The organism is Gordonia sp. (in: high G+C Gram-positive bacteria), assembly GCF_047600565.1.
GTDB lineage: Bacteria > Actinomycetota > Actinomycetes > Mycobacteriales > Mycobacteriaceae > Gordonia.
The window spans coordinates 793,086-813,845 of sequence record NZ_JASGKN010000001.1; the positions used below are offsets into that span (position 1 = coordinate 793,086).

The window sequence follows — 20,760 nt, forward strand, 5'->3', positions numbered from 1 at the left end:
GCGATTCTCACCGAATCGGCCCCGAGAAAGGTGACACGTTGACTGACACGCAGATCCCCGAGGAGTTGCGGTACACCAAGGAGCACGAGTGGATCCGGAAGACCGGCTCCCTCACGGTCCGCGTCGGTGTCACCGACTACGCGCAGCAGGCGCTCAACGACGTCGTCTTCGTGCAGCTGCCCGAGGTCGACAGCGAGGTCGAGGAGAACGAGTCGTTCGCCGAAGTCGAGTCGCACAAGAGCGTCTCGGACATCTACGGCCCCCTGAACGGCACGGTCTCGGCCGTCAACGACGCCCTCGAGGCGTCGCCGGAACTGGTCAATTCCGATCCGTACGGTGACGGCTGGCTGTGTGAGATCACCGTCGCCGACGACGTCGATCTGGACGCTGTTCTCGGCGATCTGCTCGACGCCGCGGGCTACCGCGCCGTCATCAGCGACTGACGGCGAGCGCCGTCGGTAACGATAGGATCCAAATTTCCTTCCTCGTCGGCAGGAGTGCTGACGGAGGCGGGGGAGACCCGGTAGTTTCTCTAGTGAGAGATGCTGCCCGCGAGCGCACTCGATGACGAGAGGCGTTCGCAGTGAATTTTTGTGCGATCGGCCGCTTCGGCAGGCCGGCTAAGGAGTTGTGGTGAGCGGTAACGACGACGGTTTTGAAGCCCCGGTGGAGACCACTTCGGTCTTCCGTGAAGACTTCATCAAGGAGATCGACGCCCCCGCGACGTCTCCCGAACCCGCCGACACCGGTGTGGAGCGACTGCTCCCGGGCACCGCTCTGCTGGTGGTCAAGCGCGGCCCGAATGCGGGCTCGCGTTTCCTGCTGGACCAGCCGACCACGTCGGCCGGCCGGCATCCGGACAGCGACATCTTCCTGGACGACGTGACGGTCAGCCGTCGTCACGCCGAGTTCCGTGTCGCCGACAACGATTTCAAGGTCGTGGACGTGGGCTCGCTGAACGGCACCTACGTCAACCGCGAGCCGGTCGACGACGCCGCGCTCAGCAACGGTGACGAGGTCCAGATCGGCAAGTTCCGCCTGGTGTTCCTGTCCGGCCCGCGCGCCGGAGAGTAGGACCTGGCGACCACAGTGACGGGATCTGCAGCGCGCTCCGAAGCGGGGCGCCCGGGAGGCGACCGCGCCGGTGATCGGCCCATGTCGATCGGCGCGGTGCTGAACGTGCTCCGGGAGGACTTTCCGGACGTCACGATCTCGAAGATCCGGTTCCTCGAGTCGGAGGGTCTGGTCACTCCCGAACGCGCGCCGTCGGGCTACCGCCGGTTCAGCGATGCGGACGTGCAGCGTCTGCGCTTCGTCCTGACGGCCCAGCGTGACCGCTATCTGCCGCTCAAGGTGATCCGTGAGCAGCTCGACGACATGGACGCGCAGACCGGTGAGGCCACCGGTCCGGCGATGCTCTCGTCGGCGCGGAGTGCGGTGGCCCCGGCGACCGACTTCTCCGAACGCGGCGGTCGGGTGTCCCGTGAGGTGCTGATCGAGCGGACCGGCGTGGATGCGGCGTTCATCACCGAGTTGATGCGCAACAGCCTTCTGTCGTCGGGGCCCGGCGGGTTCTTCGACGAGGATGCGGTCCGTCTGGTCGAGGCGGCGGCGGCGCTCGCGAACTTCGGTCTGGAGACCCGTCATCTGCGTGCCTTCAAGGTGAGCGCCGATCGGGAGGCCGGCCTGGTGGCTCAGGTCGCCGGTCCCATCGCGAAAGGCCGGGGGACCGGTGCGCGCGATCGCGCCGAGGAGCTGATCCGCGAGATGGCGGCGCTCTCGGTGACATTGCATACTCAGTTGGTGAAGGCCGCGGTCCGCGGCGTTCTCGACTGAGCGTCCGGCGCCGGCACCCGTCCGGCCCGGGAGAGGGGTGAGCGATGGGTGAGATGCGAGTCGTCGGAATCCGGGTGGAGCCCCCGCAGAATCAGCCGGTTCTTCTGCTTCGGGAGGAGACCGGTGAGCGGTACCTGCCGATCTGGATCGGTCAGAGCGAGGCGGCGTCGATCGCCTTGCAGCAGCGCGGAATCGAAGCGCCCCGGCCTCTCACGCACGACCTGATCGTCAACCTCTGTGAAGCGTTCGATCAGAAGCTCACCCAGGTGAAGATCGTCGACGTCCAGGAGGGCACCTACTACGCCGAGATGGTGTTCGATTCCGGGGTCGAGGTGTCGGCGAGGCCGTCGGACGCGATCGCGGTGGCGATGCGGTTCGGCGCGCCGATCGTGGCGACCGACGAGGTCCTCGACGACGCCGGTCTGCTGATGCCCGAGGAGGAGGCTCCCCGGGACGCCGACGACGAGGGCGCCGACAGCGAAGAGGCCCTCGAAGCGTTTCGTGAGTTCCTCGATCAGGTGTCGCCGGAGGACTTCCTGGGTCCCGAGAACCCGGCCTGACACAAGTCACATCTTTCACACCAGTCACATAAGTAACATCAGCCACTTTGGTAACGGAGTGGTCTCGGCCCGGTCACCATTGGCCTACACCTGAACTTAAGGTTGAGATTTACCCGTGTGTCGCGTTGTTCCCGCACGTCGGCGGCCCTAGTTTCAGACACGACGTCGCAGCACGGGCAGCAGCCGGTGCACGCGGCACCTACTGGAAAGCGACCTGGCGGAGTATCCTCGGACGAGGACCGTACCGAAGGGTCCGAGTTGCGTAAGGGAGATACCGTGGGCGATCAGCCGTCCGATCTGCGTCCCGCCGGACAGACCACGATCGATGACGCCGTGACCGAGCCCGTGCAGGGTGGACTCGACGACATCGCGCCGGGACTGTTCCCCAACGACACCGTGCCCGACGAACTCGTCGGCTACCGCGTCCCCAGCGCCTGCCAGATCGCCGGCATCACCTACCGTCAGCTCGACTACTGGGCCCGGACCTCGCTGGTCGTGCCGTCGATCCGCGGTGCCGCCGGCTCGGGCAGCCAGCGGCTGTACTCCTTCAAGGACATCCTGGTCCTCAAGATCGTCAAGCGTCTGCTCGACACCGGCATCTCCCTGCAGAACATCCGTGTGGCCGTCGATCACCTCCGACAGCGCGGCGTCGAGGACCTCGCCCGCATCACCCTGTTCTCCGACGGCGCCACCGTGTACGAGTGCACGTCGGCCGAAGAGGTCGTCGACCTCCTCCAGGGCGGTCAGGGCGTGTTCGGCATCGCGGTGGCCGGCGCCATGCGCGAGCTGACCGGCACCATCGCCGACTTCCCGGGCGAGCGCGCCGACGGCGGCGTCGCCGAAGAGGCCCCCGAAGACGAACTCGCGGCACGCCGCAAGAACCGCACTCGCGCGACCGGTTAGACCCCGGCGCCCGGTGGGGTATGTCACCGCCGGCGGATGCGGTCGAGGATCGTTTCCGCCGGTACACTGAGCGCACGCCGCTGTACTGCGGGAGAGAGCCGTTCGCGGCCGCCGAAGGAGCAACACCTCTCCGTCAAACTCTCAGGCACCCGGACCGCAGCATCTGCCGGCGTCTCTGGAAAGTGCCGGGTCCGCCCGGCCGCCCACGGTGAAAGGCGTCCCGCACGCCGAATCTCTCAGGCGCCGCTCCGCGGCACGACAGAGGGGGAGGGCCCTAGTCCGGCGCATGCCGGACCGCGAGTGAAGGCGCACCCCATGTCGGTCCCCGTGTTCCCCGTCTCCCTGCCCGAAGCCGAGTTCGTCTCCCGACACCTCGGCCCCGACGGCGCCGAACTGGCGCGCATGCTCGAGGTTCTCGGGCTGTCGTCGCTGGACGAGCTCGCCGAGCGCGTCGTTCCGGAGGCCATCGCCGAGTCCGACGGCGCGCTGTCGGCCCTGGACGCCCCGCTGACCGAGGTTCAGACCATCGGTCGCCTGCGGGAACTGGCCGACCGCAACGTGGTGGACCGCAGCATGATCGGCCTGGGCTACTACGACACCCACACCCCCGCCGTCCTCAAGCGCAACATCCTGGAGAACCCGGCCTGGTACACGGCGTACACCCCCTACCAGCCGGAGATCAGTCAGGGCCGTCTCGAAGCGCTCCTGAATTTCCAGACCATGGTCGCCGACCTGACCGGGATGGAGGTCGCCAACGCCTCGATGCTCGACGAGGCGACGGCCGCCGCCGAGGCGATGACCCTCCTGCGTCGCGCAGGCAACTCGAAGTCGCCCCGTCTGGTGGTCGACACCGACCTGTTCCCGCAGACCCGCGCCCTCATCGACACCCGTGCCGAGCCCCTCGGTATCGAGGTGATCGAAGCCGACCTGGATCCGTCGGCGCCGGATGCCGGACTGCCCGAGGGCGAGTTCTTCGGTGTGGTGCTGCAGGTGCCCGGCGCCAGCGGTCGCATCGTCGACGCCGCCCCGATCATCGCCGCCGCCCATGAGCGCGGCGCGCTGGTCGCGGTCGGCGCGGACCTTCTCGCGGCGACGCTCATCACCCCGGCCGGCGAGCAGGGCGCCGACGCCTGTTTCGGCACCACGCAGCGCTTCGGCGTGCCGATGGGCTTCGGCGGTCCTCACGCCGGATACCTGGCCGTGCACACCAAGCTGACCCGTCAGCTCCCGGGACGTCTGGTCGGCGTCTCCAAGGACGCCGACGGCAACCTGGCCTACCGGCTCTCACTGCAGACCCGTGAGCAGCACATCCGTCGCGAGAAGGCCACCAGCAACATCTGCACCGCGCAGGTTCTGCTCGCCGTCCTGGCCGCCATGTACGCGTCGTACCACGGTCCGTCCGGTCTGCGGATCATCGCGCGCCGCGTCCACCAGCATGCCGTCACCCTGGCCGAGCGCCTCACCGGTGCCGGCGTGACCGTGCTGCACGACTCGTTCTTCGACACCATCACGGTCACCGTGCCGGGGAAGGCCGCCCGGGTGGTCGCCGCCGCCAAGGAGCGCGGCATCAACCTGCGTCAGATCGACGCCGACCATGTGGGCATCGCCTGCGACGAGACCACCACCGACGACGACGTGAGCGCCGTCCTGGAGGCCTTCGGTGCGGGTCAGGCGTCACCGGCGGACTTCGCTGCGGACATCGAGAACCGCAGCAGCGAATACCTGACGCACCCGGCGTTCCACCTGCACCGCACCGAGACCGCCATGCTGCGCTACCTGCGCATGCTGTCGGACAAGGACATCGCGCTGGACCGCAGCATGATCCCGCTCGGCTCATGCACCATGAAGCTCAACGCGACCACCGAGATGGAGGCCATCACCTGGCCCGAGTTCGGCGGTCTGCACCCGTTCGCCCCGCTGTCCGACACCGCCGGCATCCGCGAGCTGATCACCCAGCTGGAGGACTGGCTGACCGCCATCACCGGCTACGACCGTGTCAGCCTGCAGCCCAACGCGGGCTCACAGGGCGAGTACGCCGGTCTGCTGGCGATCCGCAAGTACCACCTGGCCCGCGGCGACGACCAGCGCGACGTGTGCCTGATCCCGTCGAGCGCTCACGGCACCAACGCCGCCTCCGCGGTCATGGCGGGTATGCGCGTCGTGGTGGTCGGCACCCGGGAGAACGGCGACGTCGACACCGACGATCTGCGCGCCAAGATCGCCGAGAACGCCGAGAACCTCGCGGCCATCATGATCACCTACCCGTCGACGCACGGCGTGTTCGAGCACGAGGTGACCGACATCTGCGCCGCGGTGCACGACGCCGGCGGCCAGGTGTACGTCGACGGCGCCAACCTGAACGCGCTGGTCGGCCTGGCTCGTCCGGGTCGCTTCGGTGGCGACGTCTCCCACCTGAACCTGCACAAGACGTTCTGCATTCCGCACGGCGGCGGCGGACCGGGTGTGGGCCCGGTGGCGGTGCGTGAGCATCTGGCGCCGTTCCTGCCGAGCCATCCGCTCGCCGGCGAGCTGCCGGACACCGGCATCACCATCTCGGCGGCACCGTACGGTTCGGCCTCGATCCTGCCGATCACCTACGCCTACATCGCCATGATGGGCGCCGACGGTCTGCGCGCGGCCACCCTGACGGCCATCGCCTCGGCCAACTACATCGCCCGCCGGATCGACGAGTACTTCCCGGTGCTCTACACCGACGAGAACGGGTGGGTCGCCCACGAGTGCATCCTGGATCTGCGTGACCTGAAGAAGGACACCGGTGTCAGCGTCGACGACGTCGCCAAGCGGCTCGCCGACTACGGTTTCCATGCGCCGACGATGAGCTTCCCGGTCGCCGACACCCTGATGGTGGAGCCGACCGAGAGCGAGAACCTCGCCGAGCTCGACGCCTTCATCGAGGCGCTGATCGCCATCCGCGGCGAGATCGGGAAGGTCGCCGACGGCACGTGGCCCGCCGACGACAATCCTCTCGCCGGAGCCCCACACACCGCCGAGTGCCTGGCGGGCGAGTGGGACAAGGCGTACGACCGGATGACCGCGGTGTACCCGCAGGGTCTGCCGTCGGCCGGTGCCCGTCCGAAGGTCTTCCCGCCGGTGCGCCGGATCGATCAGGCCTACGGCGACCGCAACCTGGTGTGCAGCTGCCCGTCGATCGAGGCCTTCGCCGAGTAGCCGGCCCGGGCGAGCCGGATCAGGCGGCGGGAGCCGGGGCGCCGAGGTCGATCGGCAGGCCGCGCGAATGCAGCAGCGGGATCACGTCGTCGACCAGCCGGTCCAGAAGTGATTCGGGGTCATCGGACAGCAGGGTGACGCCGTCGGCCACCTGCGCCGCCCAGACGTCCCACAGGAGTCCGGCCAGCGTCGCCACGGTGCCGGGATGGACGATCGCGTCGGCCCGTGCGCCCGGCGACCATTCGGGATGCCGGTCGGTGAATTCGAGGAACGCCTGATTCACCGATCCGGACAGCAGGACGTCGACGTCCACGAACGCGGGGCGCGCCGACGCGGCGGCCAGCCGGGCCGCATCCGAGAGACTGCCGACGCGCAGACGATGGACGTCGCCGACTGTCGCCGCAGGGCCGGTCAGTTCCACCCACCCGCCGGCCGGTGTGACGATCGCGAGCCTCAGCGGTGCCGGAGCGGCGCTCATCGGAGGTCCTCCCGATCGAGTCGGCGCAACCGGCTCCGGTGGAACACCAGCGGTCCCGCAGCCGGATCGCTGCGGTGGTCCTGCACGGCGAGCAGTGCGATCACGTGGTCGCCGGCCGGGATCAGGCGATCGAGTGCGGCGGTGAACGTCGCCGCGGCACCGTCGAGATGGACCGCACCGTCCGGTGAGGCCGACCAGGAGATGTCGTCGAATCGCTCGGCCGACGGACGCCGGAACGCCTCGGTCACCGGCCCCTGATCGTCGGCCAGGACGCTGATACCCCACACAGTCCGGCGGCTCAGCGCCGGCAGCGTGGTCGAGCCTATGCCGATGTTGACCGACACCAGCGCCGGTTCCAACGACACCGAGGTGAACGACGACGCGATCAAACCGACGGGGCCGCCCTCAGCGAGCGCGGCCACCGTGACCAGCCCCGACGGGACGTGCGCGAACGCGCGGCGCAATGCGGCCGGATCGAGGGCGGGAAGAGTCGAAGTCATGCGACCAGACTCGTCTCCGGCCCCCGGTGCGGCAACCGTTGTGCGCGCGACGATTTCAACCCGGGCGGCGCGGAGACGACCGCTCGGGCGACTATTTCCGGGTCGGTGCCGCCGACGGCAGGACGACCCTCGTGATCGCCACCGAGGCCGCCGGATCAGGCGTGGGCATCCGGTCCTCGATCTTCGGGAAGTCGACCGTCGCGGTGGCCTCCGGCAGCGGTCCGTCGCCACGGAAGCCCATCATGGTGAGCACCTTCATCTGCTCCGGCTTCCGCGCGAAGGTGAAGAACTCGGAGACCGCGTCCGACGCCTCGGCCGGCACGTCGCCGGCCAGAGCGATCACCGGGTAGTCCAGACTCGGGGTCGCCCCCTTCGGACGGATGATCGACACCTTCTTCTCGGTGTCGTCCTTGGTCGCGACGTACAGTCGTTGCTCGCTGATCGGCACCGAACGCACCTTGGCGGCGTCCATGTCCGGGTAGTCGCCGATCGCCTTCACGATGCCCTCCTCGGTGCCGTCACCGGCCGTGAAGGTGGTCAGCATCAGCTGGTGCAGCCCGCCCTGGATCTCGTCGCCGGTCGCCGCGGCCTCGGTCAGCTTGCCGCCGGCCGTCGCGGTGGCATAGGCCTGAGCGGCGACCGCGGTCGCATCGGACTGCGGTCCCTGCGGCATCGCCAGGCGGGCCGATCCGGTGATGTCGGTGTGACCGTAGGCCTCGAACGCCGACGCGTAGGTCAGCTCGGCCATCTGATCCCAGCGGACGCGTCCCTGGGCGGCCTCGGCCATCTCGTTGCGCACCGCGTAGACGACAGGGGAGTAGACGAGCGAATCGGCGGCCCCGGCGATGGCATCCGGCTTCTCGGTCTGCAGGGTCGCGAGCCAGACCGACGACTCGGGGATCCACGCGGCCGGCCGGGCGCCGTTCGAGGCGGCATCCCAGGTCTTCGCGTCCAGCGCATCGAGCGTGGCCTTCGCATCGCCCGGCCGGACCGCGATGGTGATGCAATGATCACGGACCACCGGCCGGGTCGCGTTGTAGGCGGCGGCGATCTTCTCCAACCCCGGAGCGACGCCCGGGTCGGCGATGATCGGCACGTCGGCGCGGCCCTCGAGACAGGCCGACGCATCGGTGGCCGGCTGCGTCTGATCGTCGATCTTGCGGCCCAGACCGAACCAGGCGACCACGATCGCGGCGATCAGGATGATCGTCAGCGCACCGCCCAGCAGTGGCCGGCTGACCACCTGACGGTTTCGTTTCCGGTCGTGGATCCCCACAGTGCGTCCCTTCTCCCCACGATGACAGATCGAGCCCAGGCCACCCGGCCTGGGCTCGATCTACACTTTACGGTGAAACTCAGGCCTTGTTGGCGGCCTTGTAGTCCCGACGTGCCTGATGCAGGATCGGCTCGGTGTAGCCGCTCGGCTGCGCGGCACCCTGCAGGATCAGCTCCTTCGCCGCATTGAACGCGATGCCGTCGAAGTCCGGCGCCATCGGCGTGTAGTTCGGATCGCCGGCGTTCTGGCGGTCGACGACCGGTGCCATCCGCTTGAGTGCGGCGACGATGTCGTCCTCGCTGACGATGCCGTGGCGCAGCCAGTTCGCCAGGAGCTGGCTGGAGATGCGCAGGGTGGCACGGTCCTCCATCAGACCGATGTCGTGGATGTCGGGCACCTTCGAGCAGCCGACGCCCTGATCGATCCAGCGGACGACGTAGCCCAGGATCGACTGGCAGTCGTTGTCCAGTTCCTCCTGCTTCTCCTCGTCGGTCCAGTTCGGGTTCTCGGCGAGCGGGATGGTCAGGATGTCCTCGAGCTTGGCCGGCTCGCGCTTGGCGATCTCGTCCTGACGCTCGAACACGTCCACCTCGTGGTAGTGCAGGGCATGCAGGGTCGCGGCGGTCGGAGACGGCACCCACGCGGTGTTGGCGCCGGCCAGCGGGTGCGCGATCTTCTGCTCGAGCATGTCGTGCATCAGGTCGGGCATGGCCCACATGCCCTTGCCGATCTGCGCCTTGTGCTGCAGACCGGCGGCCAGACCGGTGTCGACGTTCCAGTCCTCGTAGGCCTTGATCCACGTCTGCGACTTCATGTCGCCCTTGCGGACCATCGGTCCGGCCTCCATCGAGGTGTGGATCTCGTCGCCGGTGCGGTCGAGGAAGCCGGTGTTGATGAACACGACGCGCTCGGAGGCGGCGTTGATCGCGGCCTTCAGGTTGGCGGTGGTGCGGCGCTCCTCGTCCATGATGCCGACCTTGAGGGTGTTGCGGGGCAGGCCGAGGACGTCCTCGACGCGGCCGAACAGCTCGGCGGTGAAGGCGACCTCGTCCGGGCCGTGCATCTTCGGCTTCACGATGTACACCGAGCCGGTGCGCGAGTTCTGCAGGCCTTCCGGGCTCATGCCGTGAATGGCGATCGCCGACGTGACCAGGGCGTCCAGGATGCCCTCGGGGAGTTCGTTGCCGTCGGCGTCCAGGACGGCCGGGTTGGTCATGAGGTGGCCGACGTTGCGGACGAACAGCAGAGAACGGCCGTGCAGCTCCAGCTCCGAGCCGTCCTTCGCGGTGTAGGTGCGGTTCGGGTTCAGCGTGCGGGTGAAGGTCTTGCCGCCCTTGCTGACCTCTTCGGCCAGGTCACCCTTGTTGAGGCCCAGCCAGTTGTGGTACCCGAGGACCTTGTCCTCGGCGTCGACGGCTGCGACCGAATCCTCGAAGTCCATGATCGTGGTGACCGCGGACTCGAGTTCGACGTCCTTGATGCCGGCCTTGTCGGTGGAACCCACCGGCGACGACGGATCGAACAGGATGTCGATGTGCAGGCCGTGGTGGACCAGCAGGATCGAGGCCGGGTTCGACGGATCGCCGGTGTATCCGACGAAGGCATCCGGATCCGCGAACGTGGTGTCCGCACCGTCGACGGTGACCGTCACGGTGTCGCCGTCGACGACGTACTTGGTGGCGTCGGCGTGGCTGCCCTGTTCCAGCGGCACGGCCTGATCGAGGAAGGCCTTGGCGAAGGCGATCACCTTGTCACCGCGGACCTTGTTGTACGAGGTGCCCTTCTCGGCGCCGTCGGTCTCCGGGATGGCGTCGGTGCCGTACAGCGCGTCGTACAGCGAACCCCAGCGGGCGTTCGAGGCGTTCAGTGCGAAGCGGGCGTTGAGGACCGGGACCACCAGCTGCGGGCCGGGGATGTTCGCGATCTCGTCGTCGACGTTCGACGTGGTGATCTCGAAATCGGCGGGCGGCTCGACCAGGTAGCCGATCTCCTTCAGGAAGGCCTGGTACGCGGCCGGATCGATGGTGTCATGGCTGCGATGCCAGTCGTCGATCTTCGACTGCAGGTCGTCACGGACCTTCAGGAGTTCACGATTCTTCGGAGCCAGGTCCTTGAAGACGGAGGCGGCACCGGACCAGAAGGCGTCCGGGTCGACACCCGTGCCGGGCAGGGCCTCGTCGTTCACGAAGTCGTAGAGAACCTTGTCGACCTGCAAACCCTCGACGTTGACGCGATCAGTCATGACAACCCTTCTGTGACCCTGTGGTGATGAGTCGATGGTACTAGGGGGTTCCAGCGGGATTCCGCGCGGGACCGGCCGCTTCCAGGAGTGTCCGGCAGGCCGTCAGCACGCGGCTGCGCAGCGCTGTACCGCGCTGTGCGAGAGCGGTCTGACGGCGCAGGTATTCGGACCGTCCGTCGGGTGTCTCGACCCGGACGGGCGGGTAGCCGAAGGACGTCAAGTCGTAGGGGCTCGCACACATGTCGAGGGTGCGCGCGTCCAGGGCCAGGGCGAAGGCATCGGCGAGCAACTCGCCGGCCACGAGCGGACCGAGCCGGAGACAGAACCGGTAGAGGTCCATCGTCGCGTGCAGACAGCCGGGCTGTTCGTGCTCGGCCTGGACGTCGCGGCTCAGTGTGGTCGCGTTGAGCGGGCGGGCCTGCGGGGTGAAGAAACGGAACGCGTCGTAGTGGGTGCAGCGCAGCGGCATCGACTCGACCACCGCGTCGGTGCCTTCGGGTCCCAGACGCAGCGGAACCGGGTGGCGGGTGTCGTCGGTCCGGTAGACCATGGCCCACTCGTGCAGGCCGAAGCAACCGAACCGGGCGGGCCGGGACGCGGTGGCCGTCAGGAGCGCGTCAATCACCTGAAGGAGGTCGCGGTGCCGCTGGAGAACGTCCTCCGACACCGTGACCGCGCCGACACCGGCCGGGCGATAGGCCTGCAAGCCGGCGTAGTCGTCGCCGGCGACGACGCCGTCGAGCACGGCACCGAACCCCGGATGCCAGCGCAGCAGCTGCGTCGGCCGAGTCGCGTAGTAGGTGAACAGGAAATCGATCACCGGGTGCTTCTCGCCACGCCGACGCGCCTCCAGATACGGGCCGATCAGCCCCTCGATGCGTTCGGTGTGGGCGGCCGCGCGAGCCGTCCACACCTCCCGGGGCAGGGTCTGGGTCATCCGATCCGGTGGGTGGTGTCCTGCACGTTGCCGACGAACGCTTCGGCCAGATCGGCCAGCGCCAGCACACCGACGATCGTGCCGGTCGTGTCGACGACCGCGGCGAGATGACTGCTGGCTCGGCGCATCATGACGCTGGCCTCGTCGAGCGGAGTGGCCATCGCGATACGGGGAAGCGGCCGGATCTTGTCGGATCCGACGATGCCGTCCTCGTCGCACGTCTCGTCCAGGATGTCCCCGAGCACGTCCTTGAGGTGCAGGTAGCCGATATAGGAACCGTCCAGGCCGACGACCGGGAACCGGGAGAAGCCGGTCTCCTTCACCGCGGTCTGGACCGCGTCCAGGGTCGGTCCGAGACGGCCGCTGCGCTCGTCGGCGCTGACCTGCACGGTGCGGACGTCGCGCAACGGGATCATCTCCTCGCCGGCCGTCCGCTCGACGGTTGTCAACGCCCGGGTCAGCCGCTCATGCTCTTCGGCGTCGAGCAGGCCGAGGTCACGGGACTCACCGATCATCTGCGCGAGCTCGGTCTCGGTCACCGTCGAGGCGAGCTCGTCCTTCGGCTGGATCCGCATGAGGCGGAGCATGCCGTTGGCCAGTGCGTTGTAGAACCAGATGATCGGGCGCATCGGCCGCAGGAACCACGAATGCACCGGCACCAGAAGCATGGCGGCACGCTCGGGCCCGGCCAGGGCGATGTTCTTCGGCACCATCTCGCCGAGGAGGATGTGCAGGATCACCACCAGGATCAGCGCGATGGTGAACGCGATCGGATGCAGCAGGCCGTGCGGAACGTGCAGCAGGTGCAGCGGGTGCTCGATCAGGTGCGCGATGGCCGGTTCACCGATCCGGCCGAGCAGGATCGAGCAGATCGTGATGCCCAGCTGCGAGCCGGCGAGCATGAGGCCGAGCTTCTCGGAGGCGGCGATGACCGTGCGCGCCCGCTTCTTGCCGCTCTCCTCGAGGGCGACGAGGCGATCACGCCGGGCTGCGATCAGTGAGAACTCGGCGCCGACGAAGAACGCGTTCAACGCCAGCAGCAGCACCGTCAGCAGGACGGCCCAGACGTCACCCATCGCGCTCACCCGCGGTCGTCTCGATGGGGGTCAGCCAGACCGTGTCGACTCGGCGACCGTCCATCGCCTCGACCGTCGCCCGCCAGCGCGTCGCCGACTCGTCGGCGTCGGCGCCGGTGTCGCGTCCGGGCAGATCGACGATGTCGCCGACCGCCGGGATCCGCCCGAGCAGATACATGATCTGGCCGCCGAGGGTCTCGTAGGCGCCGTCCGGGGCTCGGTAGCCCACCGCGTCGGCGACCTCGTCGGTGCGCAGCAGTCCGGCGCACCGGAATCCGTTGCCCACCCGCGCGACGACGGACTCCTCGCGGTCGTGCTCATCGGTCACGTCGCCGAGGATCTCCTCGATCAGGTCTTCGGAGGTCACCAGTCCGGCGGTGCCGTCGTACTCGTCGACCACCACGCAGATCTCCAGGCCGTCGGCCTTGATGCGTTCCATCACCGCATCGCCGTCCAGGCTCCCGGGTACGCGGGTCACCGGACGGGCGATCGACCGGAGGGGAGTGGTCTCGTAGGCGTGGGCCGGGACGGTGAACGCCTGCTTGATGTGCACTACGCCCAGCAGGTTGTCGAGGTCGCCGTCCTCGGCGACCAGGAAGCGGGAATGCCCGCTGTCCGCGGCCGCGGAGATCAGATCGCGCACGCTGTCACCGGGTTCGAGGGACCGGACCCGCACACGCGGTGTCATGAGTTCGTCGGCGGTGCGGTCACCGAAGCGCAGCGACCGGTCGACGAGGGTCGCGGTGTCGGCGTCCAGCACGCCCGACAGGGCCGAGTTGCGCACCAGTGCGCCGAGCTCGGCCGCCGACCGCGCCGACCCGAGCTCCTCGGTGGGTTCGATGCCCAGACGGCGGACGATCGCGTTCGCGGCGCCGTTCAGACCACGGATGGCCGGGGCGAAGAACGCCGAGAACGCGACGATGGGGCCGGCGGTGGCGCGGGCGGTGCCCAGCGGCCGGGCGATGGCGAGGTTCTTCGGGAACAGCTCACCGAGCACCATCGACAACGAGGTGGCGATCACCAGCGCGAGGATCAGCGTCACCCAGGTGGCGGTGCCGTCGGGCAGTCCCCACCGATGCAGCAGCGGATCGAGAAGCTGCGCCAGTACCGGTTCGGCGAGATAACCGGTGATCAGGGTGGTGATCGTGATGCCCAGCTGGGCGCCGGACAACTGGAACGACAACGAGCGGTGTGCCCGATCGACCGCTCTTGCGCGGCGATCGTCGCGCCGCACGAGGTCGTCGGTGACCGTCGACCGCTCGAGTGCGGTCAGGGAGAACTCGGCGGCCACGAACAGCGCCGTGCCCACGGTGAGCGCGAGGAAGCCGGCCAGCTTCCCGACGATCAGGAGTATGTCCACGTGCCGGGGTCACCAGCCTCCGGGCAAGGGGCGGCCTTCGGCGAAGCCGGCCGCCGACTGGACACCCAGCACGACCTTGTCGTGGAGTTCCTCCAGGCTGCGCGCCCCGGTGTAGGTGGCGGTGCTGCGGACACCCGAGCAGATGTGGTCGATGAGGTCCTCGACGCTCGGGCGTTCCGGATCGATCCGGATCCGCGAGCTGGAGATGCCCTCCTCGAACAGGCTCTTCCGGGCGCGGTCGTAGGCCTCGTCGGCGGACGAGCGGGCCTTGACCGCACGCTTGGACGCCATGCCGAAGCTGACCTTGTACTCGCCGTGCGAGTCGTGGTGGAGGTCGCCGGGCGACTCGTAGGTGCCGGCGAACCAGGAACCGATCATCGCGTTGGAGGCGCCGGCGGCGATGGCCAGTGCGACGTCGCGCGGATGGCGGATACCGCCGTCCGCCCACACCGACGCACCCTTCTCCCGGGCGGCGGACGCGCATTCGGCGACCGCGGAGAACTGGGGGCGGCCGACACCGGTCATCATCCGGGTCGTGCACATGGCGCCGGGGCCGACGCCCACCTTCACGATGTTCGCGCCGGCACTGATCAGATCGCGCGCGCCGTCGCCGGACACCACGTTGCCGGCGGCGATCGGCAGACCGAGATCGGCGCCGGCGACCGCCTCCAGAGCGGACAGCATCTTCACCTGATGACCGTGGGCGGTGTCCACCACCAGCAGATCCGCGCCGGCCTCGGCGAGCGCTTTCGCACGGCCGACCACGTCACCGTTGATGCCGACGGCTGCGGCCACCCGCAGCCGGTTCTCGTCGTCGACGTTCGGCTGGTAGATCCCGGCGCGCAGAGCGCCCACCCGGGTGAGGACTCCCCGCAGCGAACCGTCGTCGTTCACCAGCACCGCCAGGTCGGCGTTCGCGTCGGTGAGGGTGTCGAAGACCTCACGCGGCGCGGTGCCTGCCGGCAGGGTCACCGGAATCGGGATCATCGTCGACCGCAGATCGGTGAACATGTCGATGTCGTGTCCCTCGGCGGCTCGGGGGATCAGGCCGGCCGGCCGGCCGTCGTCGACGACCACGGCGTACCCGTGCGCCCGCTTCGGGATGAGCGCCTGCGCGTGCGCCATCAGGTCGTCCGGGCCGAGCGTGACCGGGGTGTCGGCGACCAGGTCACGGGATTTGACGAACGCGATCGTGTCCGCCGCGGCGTCGATCGGCACGTCCTGCGGCAACACGACCAGACCGCCGCGGCGGGCGACGGTCTCGGCCATCCGCTTGCCGGCGATCGCGGTCATGTTCGCGACCACCAGCGGAACCGTGGTGCCGGTGCCGTCGTGCGTCGAGATGTCGACGTCGAAGCGGGAGGCCACGTCCGAGCGGTTCGGAACGATGAACAGATCGTCGTAGGTCAGGTCGTGATCGGGCTGATGCCCTTCCAGGAAACGCACGGGCGCGTCTACTCCTTCATCGGATGTCGGGGGTGTGCTGCGGTCAGGGCTGAAGCAGTCGATGGAGTTCGGTCATCCACGGCACCGCGACGGCGAGCGTCGGCACGACGAGCAGTGCGGCGGCCAGGGAGTACGCGGTCACCGAGAGGCGCCGCTGGGAGATCTGCGCCGACCGCTGGCGGGACAGCCTGCGGATCCGGCGGACCGTGGTCGGCCCGCCGACGGCGAGCGCACCGGACGGCGCGGTGGCGTCGGCGCAGGCGACCAGTGCCCGGCCGACGGTCCGGCGGTCTGTGGCGTGCACGGCCTGATCGTCGGCCAGCGCCTCGATCAGCAGCGCCACCGCGGACAGGGCCGAGGACGACCGCACGAACCGGGGGAATGCGGCGTGCAGCGCGACGAAGGCCTCGAGCACGAGGTCGTGGCGGGCGCGCAGGTGGGCGCGTTCGTGTTCGACGACCGCGGCGAACTGTTCCGCGGTGAGCCGATCGAGTACGCCGTCACTGAGGACGACCCGCGAATGCAGACCCGGCACGCAGAACGCCATCGGAGTGTCGACCTGCAGGACGCGGATGTCGCCGGCGCCGATCGACCTCAGATCCGCATGGTCGAGGACGTCGATCAAGGCGCGATGCCGGCGCCGGCGCGCACGAGTGCGCACCGCGACGCGGAAGGTGGTGAACAGCAGTCGTGCGCCGACGAACAGGGTCAGGGCGAAGACCGCCACGTACACGGTCCAGGTGACCACGCCCAGGCGTTCGATCTCGGCGAGGGGAGTGGTGGTGGGAGTTCCGTCCGGGCCCGGGGCGAGCAGGTTCGCGGCGATCGCCAACCCGGTGCTGAAGGCGGAGAGGACGGCGGCCAGGGCGATCGACTGCCAGAGGGCCATCGCGGCACGCGGAGCGTACAGGGGCCACTCGGCGCGGGCGAGCGCTTCGGGGATGGGGCCGACGAGAGCGACGGTGAGGATGCCGAACAGCAGCGCGGTCATGCTTTCCTCGCAGGTCGTCGACGTCAGTGGCGAGTCCGGGCCGGACTCGACCTCCAGGATACGTCGTGTCGGCGGGGGTGGTTAACCCCTCGGGCCGGATACCGCGGATTCGGAGGCCTCGAGTTCGTCGAGTGCCTCGCGCAGGGCGGCCGCCTCATCGGCGCCGACCCGTCCGACGAAGGACACCAGCGCGGCGTGCCGGGACGCCGGAGCGTCGGCGCCACGCAGAGCGTCCACCATCAAGCTGGCGACGAGATCCTCGCGGGGCCGGGTGGCGGTGTACCGGTGCGCACGGTCGTCGCGGATCTGCGAGACCAGGTCCTTCTTGGTGAGACGCTGAAGGACGGTCATCACGGTGGTGTACGCCAGGGATCGACTCCGAGAGAGTTCTGCATGCACCTGTCGGACAGTCTGCGGCTCCGAGCTGGCCCACAGGGTGTCCATGACGGCGCGTTCGAGATCGCCGAGACCGTTCATCTTCTTCATTCTACGCCCGTTCTCCACTGCTCATCGGTCGTGTCATACGTCCAACGTCCGAAGGCGACCGGTTGTTCCCGGTCTGGTCGTCGGCACCGGTGCGGACCGGATTTGACACTGAGGTAAGGATAGCCTATCTTTCTAGTCACGGATCGCGTGAGTGTCCTGAGGGCTGCAGAGACCCCCGATCCAGAGGCGATGGCCTCCCGGCGCCGGAAACGGCGGCGGGAGGCCATCGTCGTCTCCGCGACGGGACACGTGTGGCAGTCTCGGAGACATGGCTGACATCGATGTGAAGCAATTCGACGGCAAGGGTCTGGACGGCGTGCTGGGCACCGAGATCCTGACGGCCGACGGCGACGGTGTGACCGCACGTCTGCCGATCACGCCCGACCTGCACCAGCCGTTCGGCATCGTCCACGGCGGAACCTACTGCGCCGTCGCCGAGAGCACCGCCAGCATCAGCGGCTTCCTGTGGCTCCAGGAGCAGGGGCTGGGCGGGCACGCGGTCGGCGCCAACAACAGCACCGACTTCCTGCGGTCGGTCAGCGAGGGCGTGTTGCACATCGCGACCACGCCGATCCACCGGGGCCGGCGGCAGCAGCTCTGGCAGGTCGACATGACCGACGACGACGGTCGGCTGATCGCCCAATCGCGGGTCCGGCTGCAGAACCTTCCACCCGCCTGATCAGGCGGCCTAGCCGGTCTTCTCGGTCGACTTCGACGGGGCAGCCGTCTTCTTGGCGGCCTTCTTCGCGGTCTTCTTGGCCGGAGTCTTGGCGGCGACGGCCTTCTGTGCGGCGCCGCCCTTGCCGATCTCGGCGTCGGTGATCTGATCGAGCGGACCGTCGACGGCCTTGCCGTTCTTGGCGCCGCCCTCCAGACGCAGACGCTCCAGATACGACAGCTCGGTCAGAGCACTGCGCGCGTAGACCTGCTGCTCGGTGATCGCCAGCTGGGTGCGGCCCCGCGTGCTGAACGCGAAGAACCAGTTGATCAGCGTGTTCAGGCGGTTGCGGAAGCCGACCAGGTAGACCAGGTGCAGGGCCAGCCAGCCGAGCCAGGCGAAGTAGCCCGAGGTCTCGAACTTCTTGCTGGTGCCCGGAATCGGCACCTGCATGACGGCGCTGAAGCGCGACACCGTCGCCATCGAACCCTTGTCGAAGTACTTGAACGGAGCCCGCTGATCGGGCGTCTGCCCCTTCATCTCGGCCTTGATCGCATCGGCGGCGTAGCGGCCGCCCTGGATCGCACCCTGGGCCACACCCGGCACGCCGTCGACGGCCATCATGTCGCCGACCACGAAGATGTTCGGCTGACCGGGGAGAGTCAGATCCGGACCCACCTTGACCCGGCCGGCACGGTCGAGCTCCACGCCGGTGCGGTCGGCGAGCACCTTGCCGAGCTCACTGCCCTGCACGCCGGCCGACCACACCTTGCACTGGCTCTCGATACGGCGGGTGCTGCCGTCCTTGTCTTTGACGGTCAGACCGTCGTAGTCCAGGTCGGTCACCATCGCGTTGAGCTGGATCTCCACACCCAGCTTCTCCAGGGTGTGCGCTGCCTTCTCGCCGAGCTTCGGGCCGAACGGCGCCAGCACGGCGGGCGCGGCGTCGAGCAGGATCACCCGGGCCTGCGTCGGATCGATGTTCCGGAACGCGCCGCGCAGCGTCTTGTCGCTCATCTCCGCGATCTGACCGGCCAGCTCCACACCGGTCGGGCCGGCACCGACCACCACGAAGGTCAGCAGCTTCTTCTGCTCCTCCGGGTCGTCGGACAGCTCGGCCTGCTCGAAAGCACCGAGGACACGACCGCGCAACTCCAGCGCGTCGTCGATGGTCTTCATGCCGGGCGCGAACTCGGCGAACTGATCGTTGCCGAAGTACGACTGGTTGGCACCGGCCGCCACGATCAGATCGTCGTACGGGGTCTCGGTGACCCGCTCCAGCAGCTGGGAGCGGACGATCTTCTTGTCGACGTCGATGTCGAAGACCTCGCCGAGCAGAGTGCGGGTGTTCTTCTGCTTCTGCAGCACCACGCGCGTCGCCGGGGCGATCTCGCCCTCGGCGACGATGCCGGTCGCGACCTGATACAGCATCGGCTGGAACAGGTGATGAGTCGTCTTCGCGATGAGCGTGATGTCGACGTCGGCCTTCTTCAACCGCTGAGCGGCGAACAGGCCTCCGAATCCCGAGCCGATGATGACGACCTGGCGGCGGCGAGGCGTCTCGGTGGCGGGGTGCGATGGCATGGAGAACTCCTGACGGGCTGGGCTTCGCGCGGGCGCGGGCGTTCGATTGTCAACGGTAGCGTGCCGCCGTCACGCCGTCATGTCGGCCTGGGCGGTGAGGTGTCCGGCGGAATGGCGGCTTCGGGTGGCGAGCCAGTGCCCGCGGAGCAGTTCGTACTCGACGTCGGCTTCCGGGTCGGTCAGCACGCGGGCGTCGGCGGCGGCCGCCAGACGCATCCCGAGACGCATCAGGACCGCGCGGGACGCGGTGTGAGCCACCTGCGTACTGGCGAAGATCCGGGTCGCCGGGTTCCGGTCGAAGGTGGCGCCGATCAGGGCGGCCGCCGCCTCGGTGACCAGACCGCGTCCCCACACCTCGCGGCGGAACCGGTAGCTGAGTTCAAGTTCGTCGGCACGGCTGTGGCGGGGGGTGCGCAGCTGGACCCATCCGGCGAATCGGCGGTCGCCGTGTTCGAACGCGGTCCACATGCCGGTCCCGTACTCGCGCTGCTGCTCCTGCATGCGCGGGATCACCCACTCGGTGACCGTGCGAAGAGCCGTGGGGGCGCCGCCGCTCACGAAACGCATGACGGCGGGATCGGAATCGAGTGCGGCGAGCAGCTCCGCGTCCCCGGTGACGACCGGGCGCAGCAGAAGCCGGCGGGTGTTCAGCAGCACACCGTCATCCTAGAGGCGGACGACCGAGGATTCCGGGTGAAGCGATATCGTGCTGGGCGTGTCGGATCAAGCAGCCTCCCGCGGACCGTACGTCGCCGAGATCGCCCTGCGGTGGGCGGACCAGGACATCTACCGTCATGTGAACAACGTGCAGACCGCGCGCCTGTTCGAGGAAGCGCGGGTGCGTACCTTCGCCGCCTGGTTCCCGGGCCCGCGGCCGGAGGGGATCGCGGTGGTCGTCGCCCGCCAGGAGTTCGAATACACCGCGCCCCTCTACTACTCGGAGGAGCCTGCGCGGTGCGAGGTGTGGGTGTCGCGGATCGGCACCAAGTCCTATGACCTCGCCTGCCGTCTGAGCCCGGCCGGCGGCGGCCCGGGAGCACTCGCCGAGACCACCCTCACCGTCATCGACAGGTCCACCGGCCGTGGCGCCGAGATCCCGGCCGCCATGCGTGCGGTCCTCGACGAGCACGTGGGCGATCCGGTGCCGTTCCGGCGCCGGGCCTGACTGCCTCACGGGCGGCCCGCGCGTCCGGCACCGGACTGTCGGCACCCGCCGATAGGATCGACCGCGATGTCGA

20 protein-coding genes and 1 riboswitch are annotated in these 20,760 nt (G+C 68.7%); of the genes, 8 read left to right on the forward strand and 12 right to left on the reverse strand.

The window, feature by feature from the left end:
* Window positions 1–38: 38 nt before the first annotated feature.
* The 6 genes from gcvH (at window position 39) to gcvP (ending at window position 6,488) form a co-directional block, all read left to right on the forward strand.
* Window positions 39–443 (forward strand): glycine cleavage system protein GcvH, encoded by a 405-nt coding sequence (gcvH, locus tag QM774_RS03860; RefSeq protein WP_414974627.1) that lies wholly within the window; start codon window positions 39–41, stop codon window positions 441–443.
* Window positions 444–630: 187 nt separating this feature from the next.
* Complete coding sequence (gene garA, locus QM774_RS03865; protein WP_414974628.1) at window positions 631–1,074, forward strand: glycogen accumulation regulator GarA; 444 nt, start codon at window positions 631–633, stop codon at window positions 1,072–1,074.
* Between the two features lie 81 nt (window positions 1,075–1,155).
* On the forward strand, window positions 1,156–1,836 hold the full coding sequence (locus tag QM774_RS03870; RefSeq protein ID WP_414974629.1) for a MerR family transcriptional regulator: 681 nt from the start codon (window positions 1,156–1,158) through the stop codon (window positions 1,834–1,836).
* Between the two features lie 44 nt (window positions 1,837–1,880).
* On the forward strand, window positions 1,881–2,396 hold the full coding sequence (locus QM774_RS03875) for a bifunctional nuclease family protein (protein ID WP_414974630.1): 516 nt from the start codon (window positions 1,881–1,883) through the stop codon (window positions 2,394–2,396).
* Between the two features lie 297 nt (window positions 2,397–2,693).
* Window positions 2,694–3,299, forward strand: coding sequence for a MerR family transcriptional regulator (locus QM774_RS03880; RefSeq protein ID WP_414976584.1), 606 nt, complete (start codon window positions 2,694–2,696; stop codon window positions 3,297–3,299).
* A gap of 78 nt (window positions 3,300–3,377) precedes the next feature.
* Window positions 3,378–3,466: riboswitch (glycine riboswitch) on the forward strand.
* Window positions 3,467–3,614: 148 nt separating this feature from the next.
* Window positions 3,615–6,488, forward strand: a complete 2,874-nt coding sequence (gene gcvP / locus QM774_RS03885; RefSeq protein WP_414974631.1) for an aminomethyl-transferring glycine dehydrogenase — start codon at window positions 3,615–3,617, stop codon at window positions 6,486–6,488.
* Window positions 6,489–6,507: 19 nt separating this feature from the next.
* Here gcvP and QM774_RS03890 read toward each other — a convergent pair whose 3' ends face one another.
* The 10 genes from QM774_RS03890 to QM774_RS03935 form a co-directional block, all read right to left on the reverse strand.
* On the reverse strand, window positions 6,508–6,966 hold the full coding sequence (locus tag QM774_RS03890; RefSeq protein ID WP_414974632.1) for a hypothetical protein: 459 nt from the start codon (window positions 6,964–6,966) through the stop codon (window positions 6,508–6,510).
* Window positions 6,963–7,466, reverse strand: a complete 504-nt coding sequence (locus QM774_RS03895) for a flavin reductase family protein (RefSeq protein WP_414974633.1) — start codon at window positions 7,464–7,466, stop codon at window positions 6,963–6,965. The genes QM774_RS03890 and QM774_RS03895 overlap by 4 nt, the downstream gene beginning before the upstream one ends.
* A 91-nt stretch (window positions 7,467–7,557) precedes the next feature.
* A complete protein-coding gene (locus QM774_RS03900; RefSeq protein ID WP_414974634.1) occupies window positions 7,558–8,709 on the reverse strand; it encodes a hypothetical protein in 1,152 nt (383 codons plus the stop codon).
* Between the two features lie 112 nt (window positions 8,710–8,821).
* Window positions 8,822–10,984 (reverse strand): malate synthase G, encoded by a 2,163-nt coding sequence (locus QM774_RS03905; protein WP_414974635.1) that lies wholly within the window; start codon window positions 10,982–10,984, stop codon window positions 8,822–8,824.
* Between the two features lie 40 nt (window positions 10,985–11,024).
* Window positions 11,025–11,921 carry a 3-methyladenine DNA glycosylase gene (locus QM774_RS03910; protein WP_414974636.1) on the reverse strand — a complete coding sequence of 299 codons (897 nt, stop codon included), beginning with the start codon at window positions 11,919–11,921 and terminating at the stop codon, window positions 11,025–11,027.
* Window positions 11,918–12,997, reverse strand: coding sequence for a hemolysin family protein (locus QM774_RS03915; protein WP_414974637.1), 1,080 nt, complete (start codon window positions 12,995–12,997; stop codon window positions 11,918–11,920). Before QM774_RS03915 ends, QM774_RS03910 begins: the two co-directional genes overlap by 4 nt.
* Window positions 12,990–14,357, reverse strand: coding sequence for a hemolysin family protein (locus QM774_RS03920; protein ID WP_414974638.1), 1,368 nt, complete (start codon window positions 14,355–14,357; stop codon window positions 12,990–12,992). The genes QM774_RS03915 and QM774_RS03920 overlap by 8 nt, the downstream gene beginning before the upstream one ends.
* A gap of 9 nt (window positions 14,358–14,366) precedes the next feature.
* Window positions 14,367–15,803: a GuaB1 family IMP dehydrogenase-related protein gene (locus QM774_RS03925; protein WP_414974639.1), complete on the reverse strand. Its 1,437-nt coding sequence runs from the start codon at window positions 15,801–15,803 to the stop codon at window positions 14,367–14,369.
* Between the two features lie 43 nt (window positions 15,804–15,846).
* Window positions 15,847–16,794 (reverse strand): M48 family metalloprotease, encoded by a 948-nt coding sequence (locus QM774_RS03930; RefSeq protein WP_414974640.1) that lies wholly within the window; start codon window positions 16,792–16,794, stop codon window positions 15,847–15,849.
* An 81-nt stretch (window positions 16,795–16,875) separates the two neighbouring features.
* On the reverse strand, window positions 16,876–17,280 hold the full coding sequence (locus QM774_RS03935; protein ID WP_414974641.1) for a BlaI/MecI/CopY family transcriptional regulator: 405 nt from the start codon (window positions 17,278–17,280) through the stop codon (window positions 16,876–16,878).
* A gap of 268 nt (window positions 17,281–17,548) precedes the next feature.
* Between QM774_RS03935 and QM774_RS03940 the strand changes: the two genes are divergently transcribed.
* On the forward strand, window positions 17,549–17,959 hold the full coding sequence (locus QM774_RS03940; protein WP_414974642.1) for a PaaI family thioesterase: 411 nt from the start codon (window positions 17,549–17,551) through the stop codon (window positions 17,957–17,959).
* A gap of 9 nt (window positions 17,960–17,968) precedes the next feature.
* On the opposite strand, the gene QM774_RS03945 is transcribed toward QM774_RS03940, so the two are convergent.
* Both QM774_RS03945 and QM774_RS03950 read right to left on the reverse strand, forming a co-directional pair.
* Window positions 17,969–19,522, reverse strand: coding sequence for an NAD(P)/FAD-dependent oxidoreductase (locus tag QM774_RS03945; protein WP_414974643.1), 1,554 nt, complete (start codon window positions 19,520–19,522; stop codon window positions 17,969–17,971).
* 69 nt (window positions 19,523–19,591) lie between these two features.
* A complete protein-coding gene (locus QM774_RS03950) occupies window positions 19,592–20,179 on the reverse strand; it encodes a GNAT family N-acetyltransferase (protein ID WP_414974644.1) in 588 nt (195 codons plus the stop codon).
* A 58-nt stretch (window positions 20,180–20,237) separates the two neighbouring features.
* Between QM774_RS03950 and QM774_RS03955 the strand changes: the two genes are divergently transcribed.
* Window positions 20,238–20,687, forward strand: coding sequence for an acyl-CoA thioesterase (locus QM774_RS03955; protein ID WP_414974645.1), 450 nt, complete (start codon window positions 20,238–20,240; stop codon window positions 20,685–20,687).
* Window positions 20,688–20,760 lie beyond the last annotated feature (73 nt).

Coding starts and splice junctions, on each gene's coding strand:
- QM774_RS03870 (WP_414974629.1), top strand. CDS start 1,156: ATGTCGATCGGCGCGGTGCTGAACGTGCTCCGGGAGGACTTTCCGGAC.
- QM774_RS03875 (WP_414974630.1), top strand. CDS start 1,881: ATGGGTGAGATGCGAGTCGTCGGAATCCGGGTGGAGCCCCCGCAGAAT.
- gcvP (WP_414974631.1), top strand. CDS start 3,615: ATGTCGGTCCCCGTGTTCCCCGTCTCCCTGCCCGAAGCCGAGTTCGTC.
- QM774_RS03890 (WP_414974632.1), bottom strand. CDS start 6,966: ATGAGCGCCGCTCCGGCACCGCTGAGGCTCGCGATCGTCACACCGGCC.
- QM774_RS03895 (WP_414974633.1), bottom strand. CDS start 7,466: ATGACTTCGACTCTTCCCGCCCTCGATCCGGCCGCATTGCGCCGCGCG.
- QM774_RS03905 (WP_414974635.1), bottom strand. CDS start 10,984: ATGACTGATCGCGTCAACGTCGAGGGTTTGCAGGTCGACAAGGTTCTC.
- QM774_RS03910 (WP_414974636.1), bottom strand. CDS start 11,921: ATGACCCAGACCCTGCCCCGGGAGGTGTGGACGGCTCGCGCGGCCGCC.
- QM774_RS03915 (WP_414974637.1), bottom strand. CDS start 12,997: ATGGGTGACGTCTGGGCCGTCCTGCTGACGGTGCTGCTGCTGGCGTTG.
- QM774_RS03930 (WP_414974640.1), bottom strand. CDS start 16,794: ATGACCGCGCTGCTGTTCGGCATCCTCACCGTCGCTCTCGTCGGCCCC.
- QM774_RS03935 (WP_414974641.1), bottom strand. CDS start 17,280: ATGAAGAAGATGAACGGTCTCGGCGATCTCGAACGCGCCGTCATGGAC.
- QM774_RS03940 (WP_414974642.1), top strand. CDS start 17,549: ATGGCTGACATCGATGTGAAGCAATTCGACGGCAAGGGTCTGGACGGC.
- QM774_RS03945 (WP_414974643.1), bottom strand. CDS start 19,522: ATGCCATCGCACCCCGCCACCGAGACGCCTCGCCGCCGCCAGGTCGTC.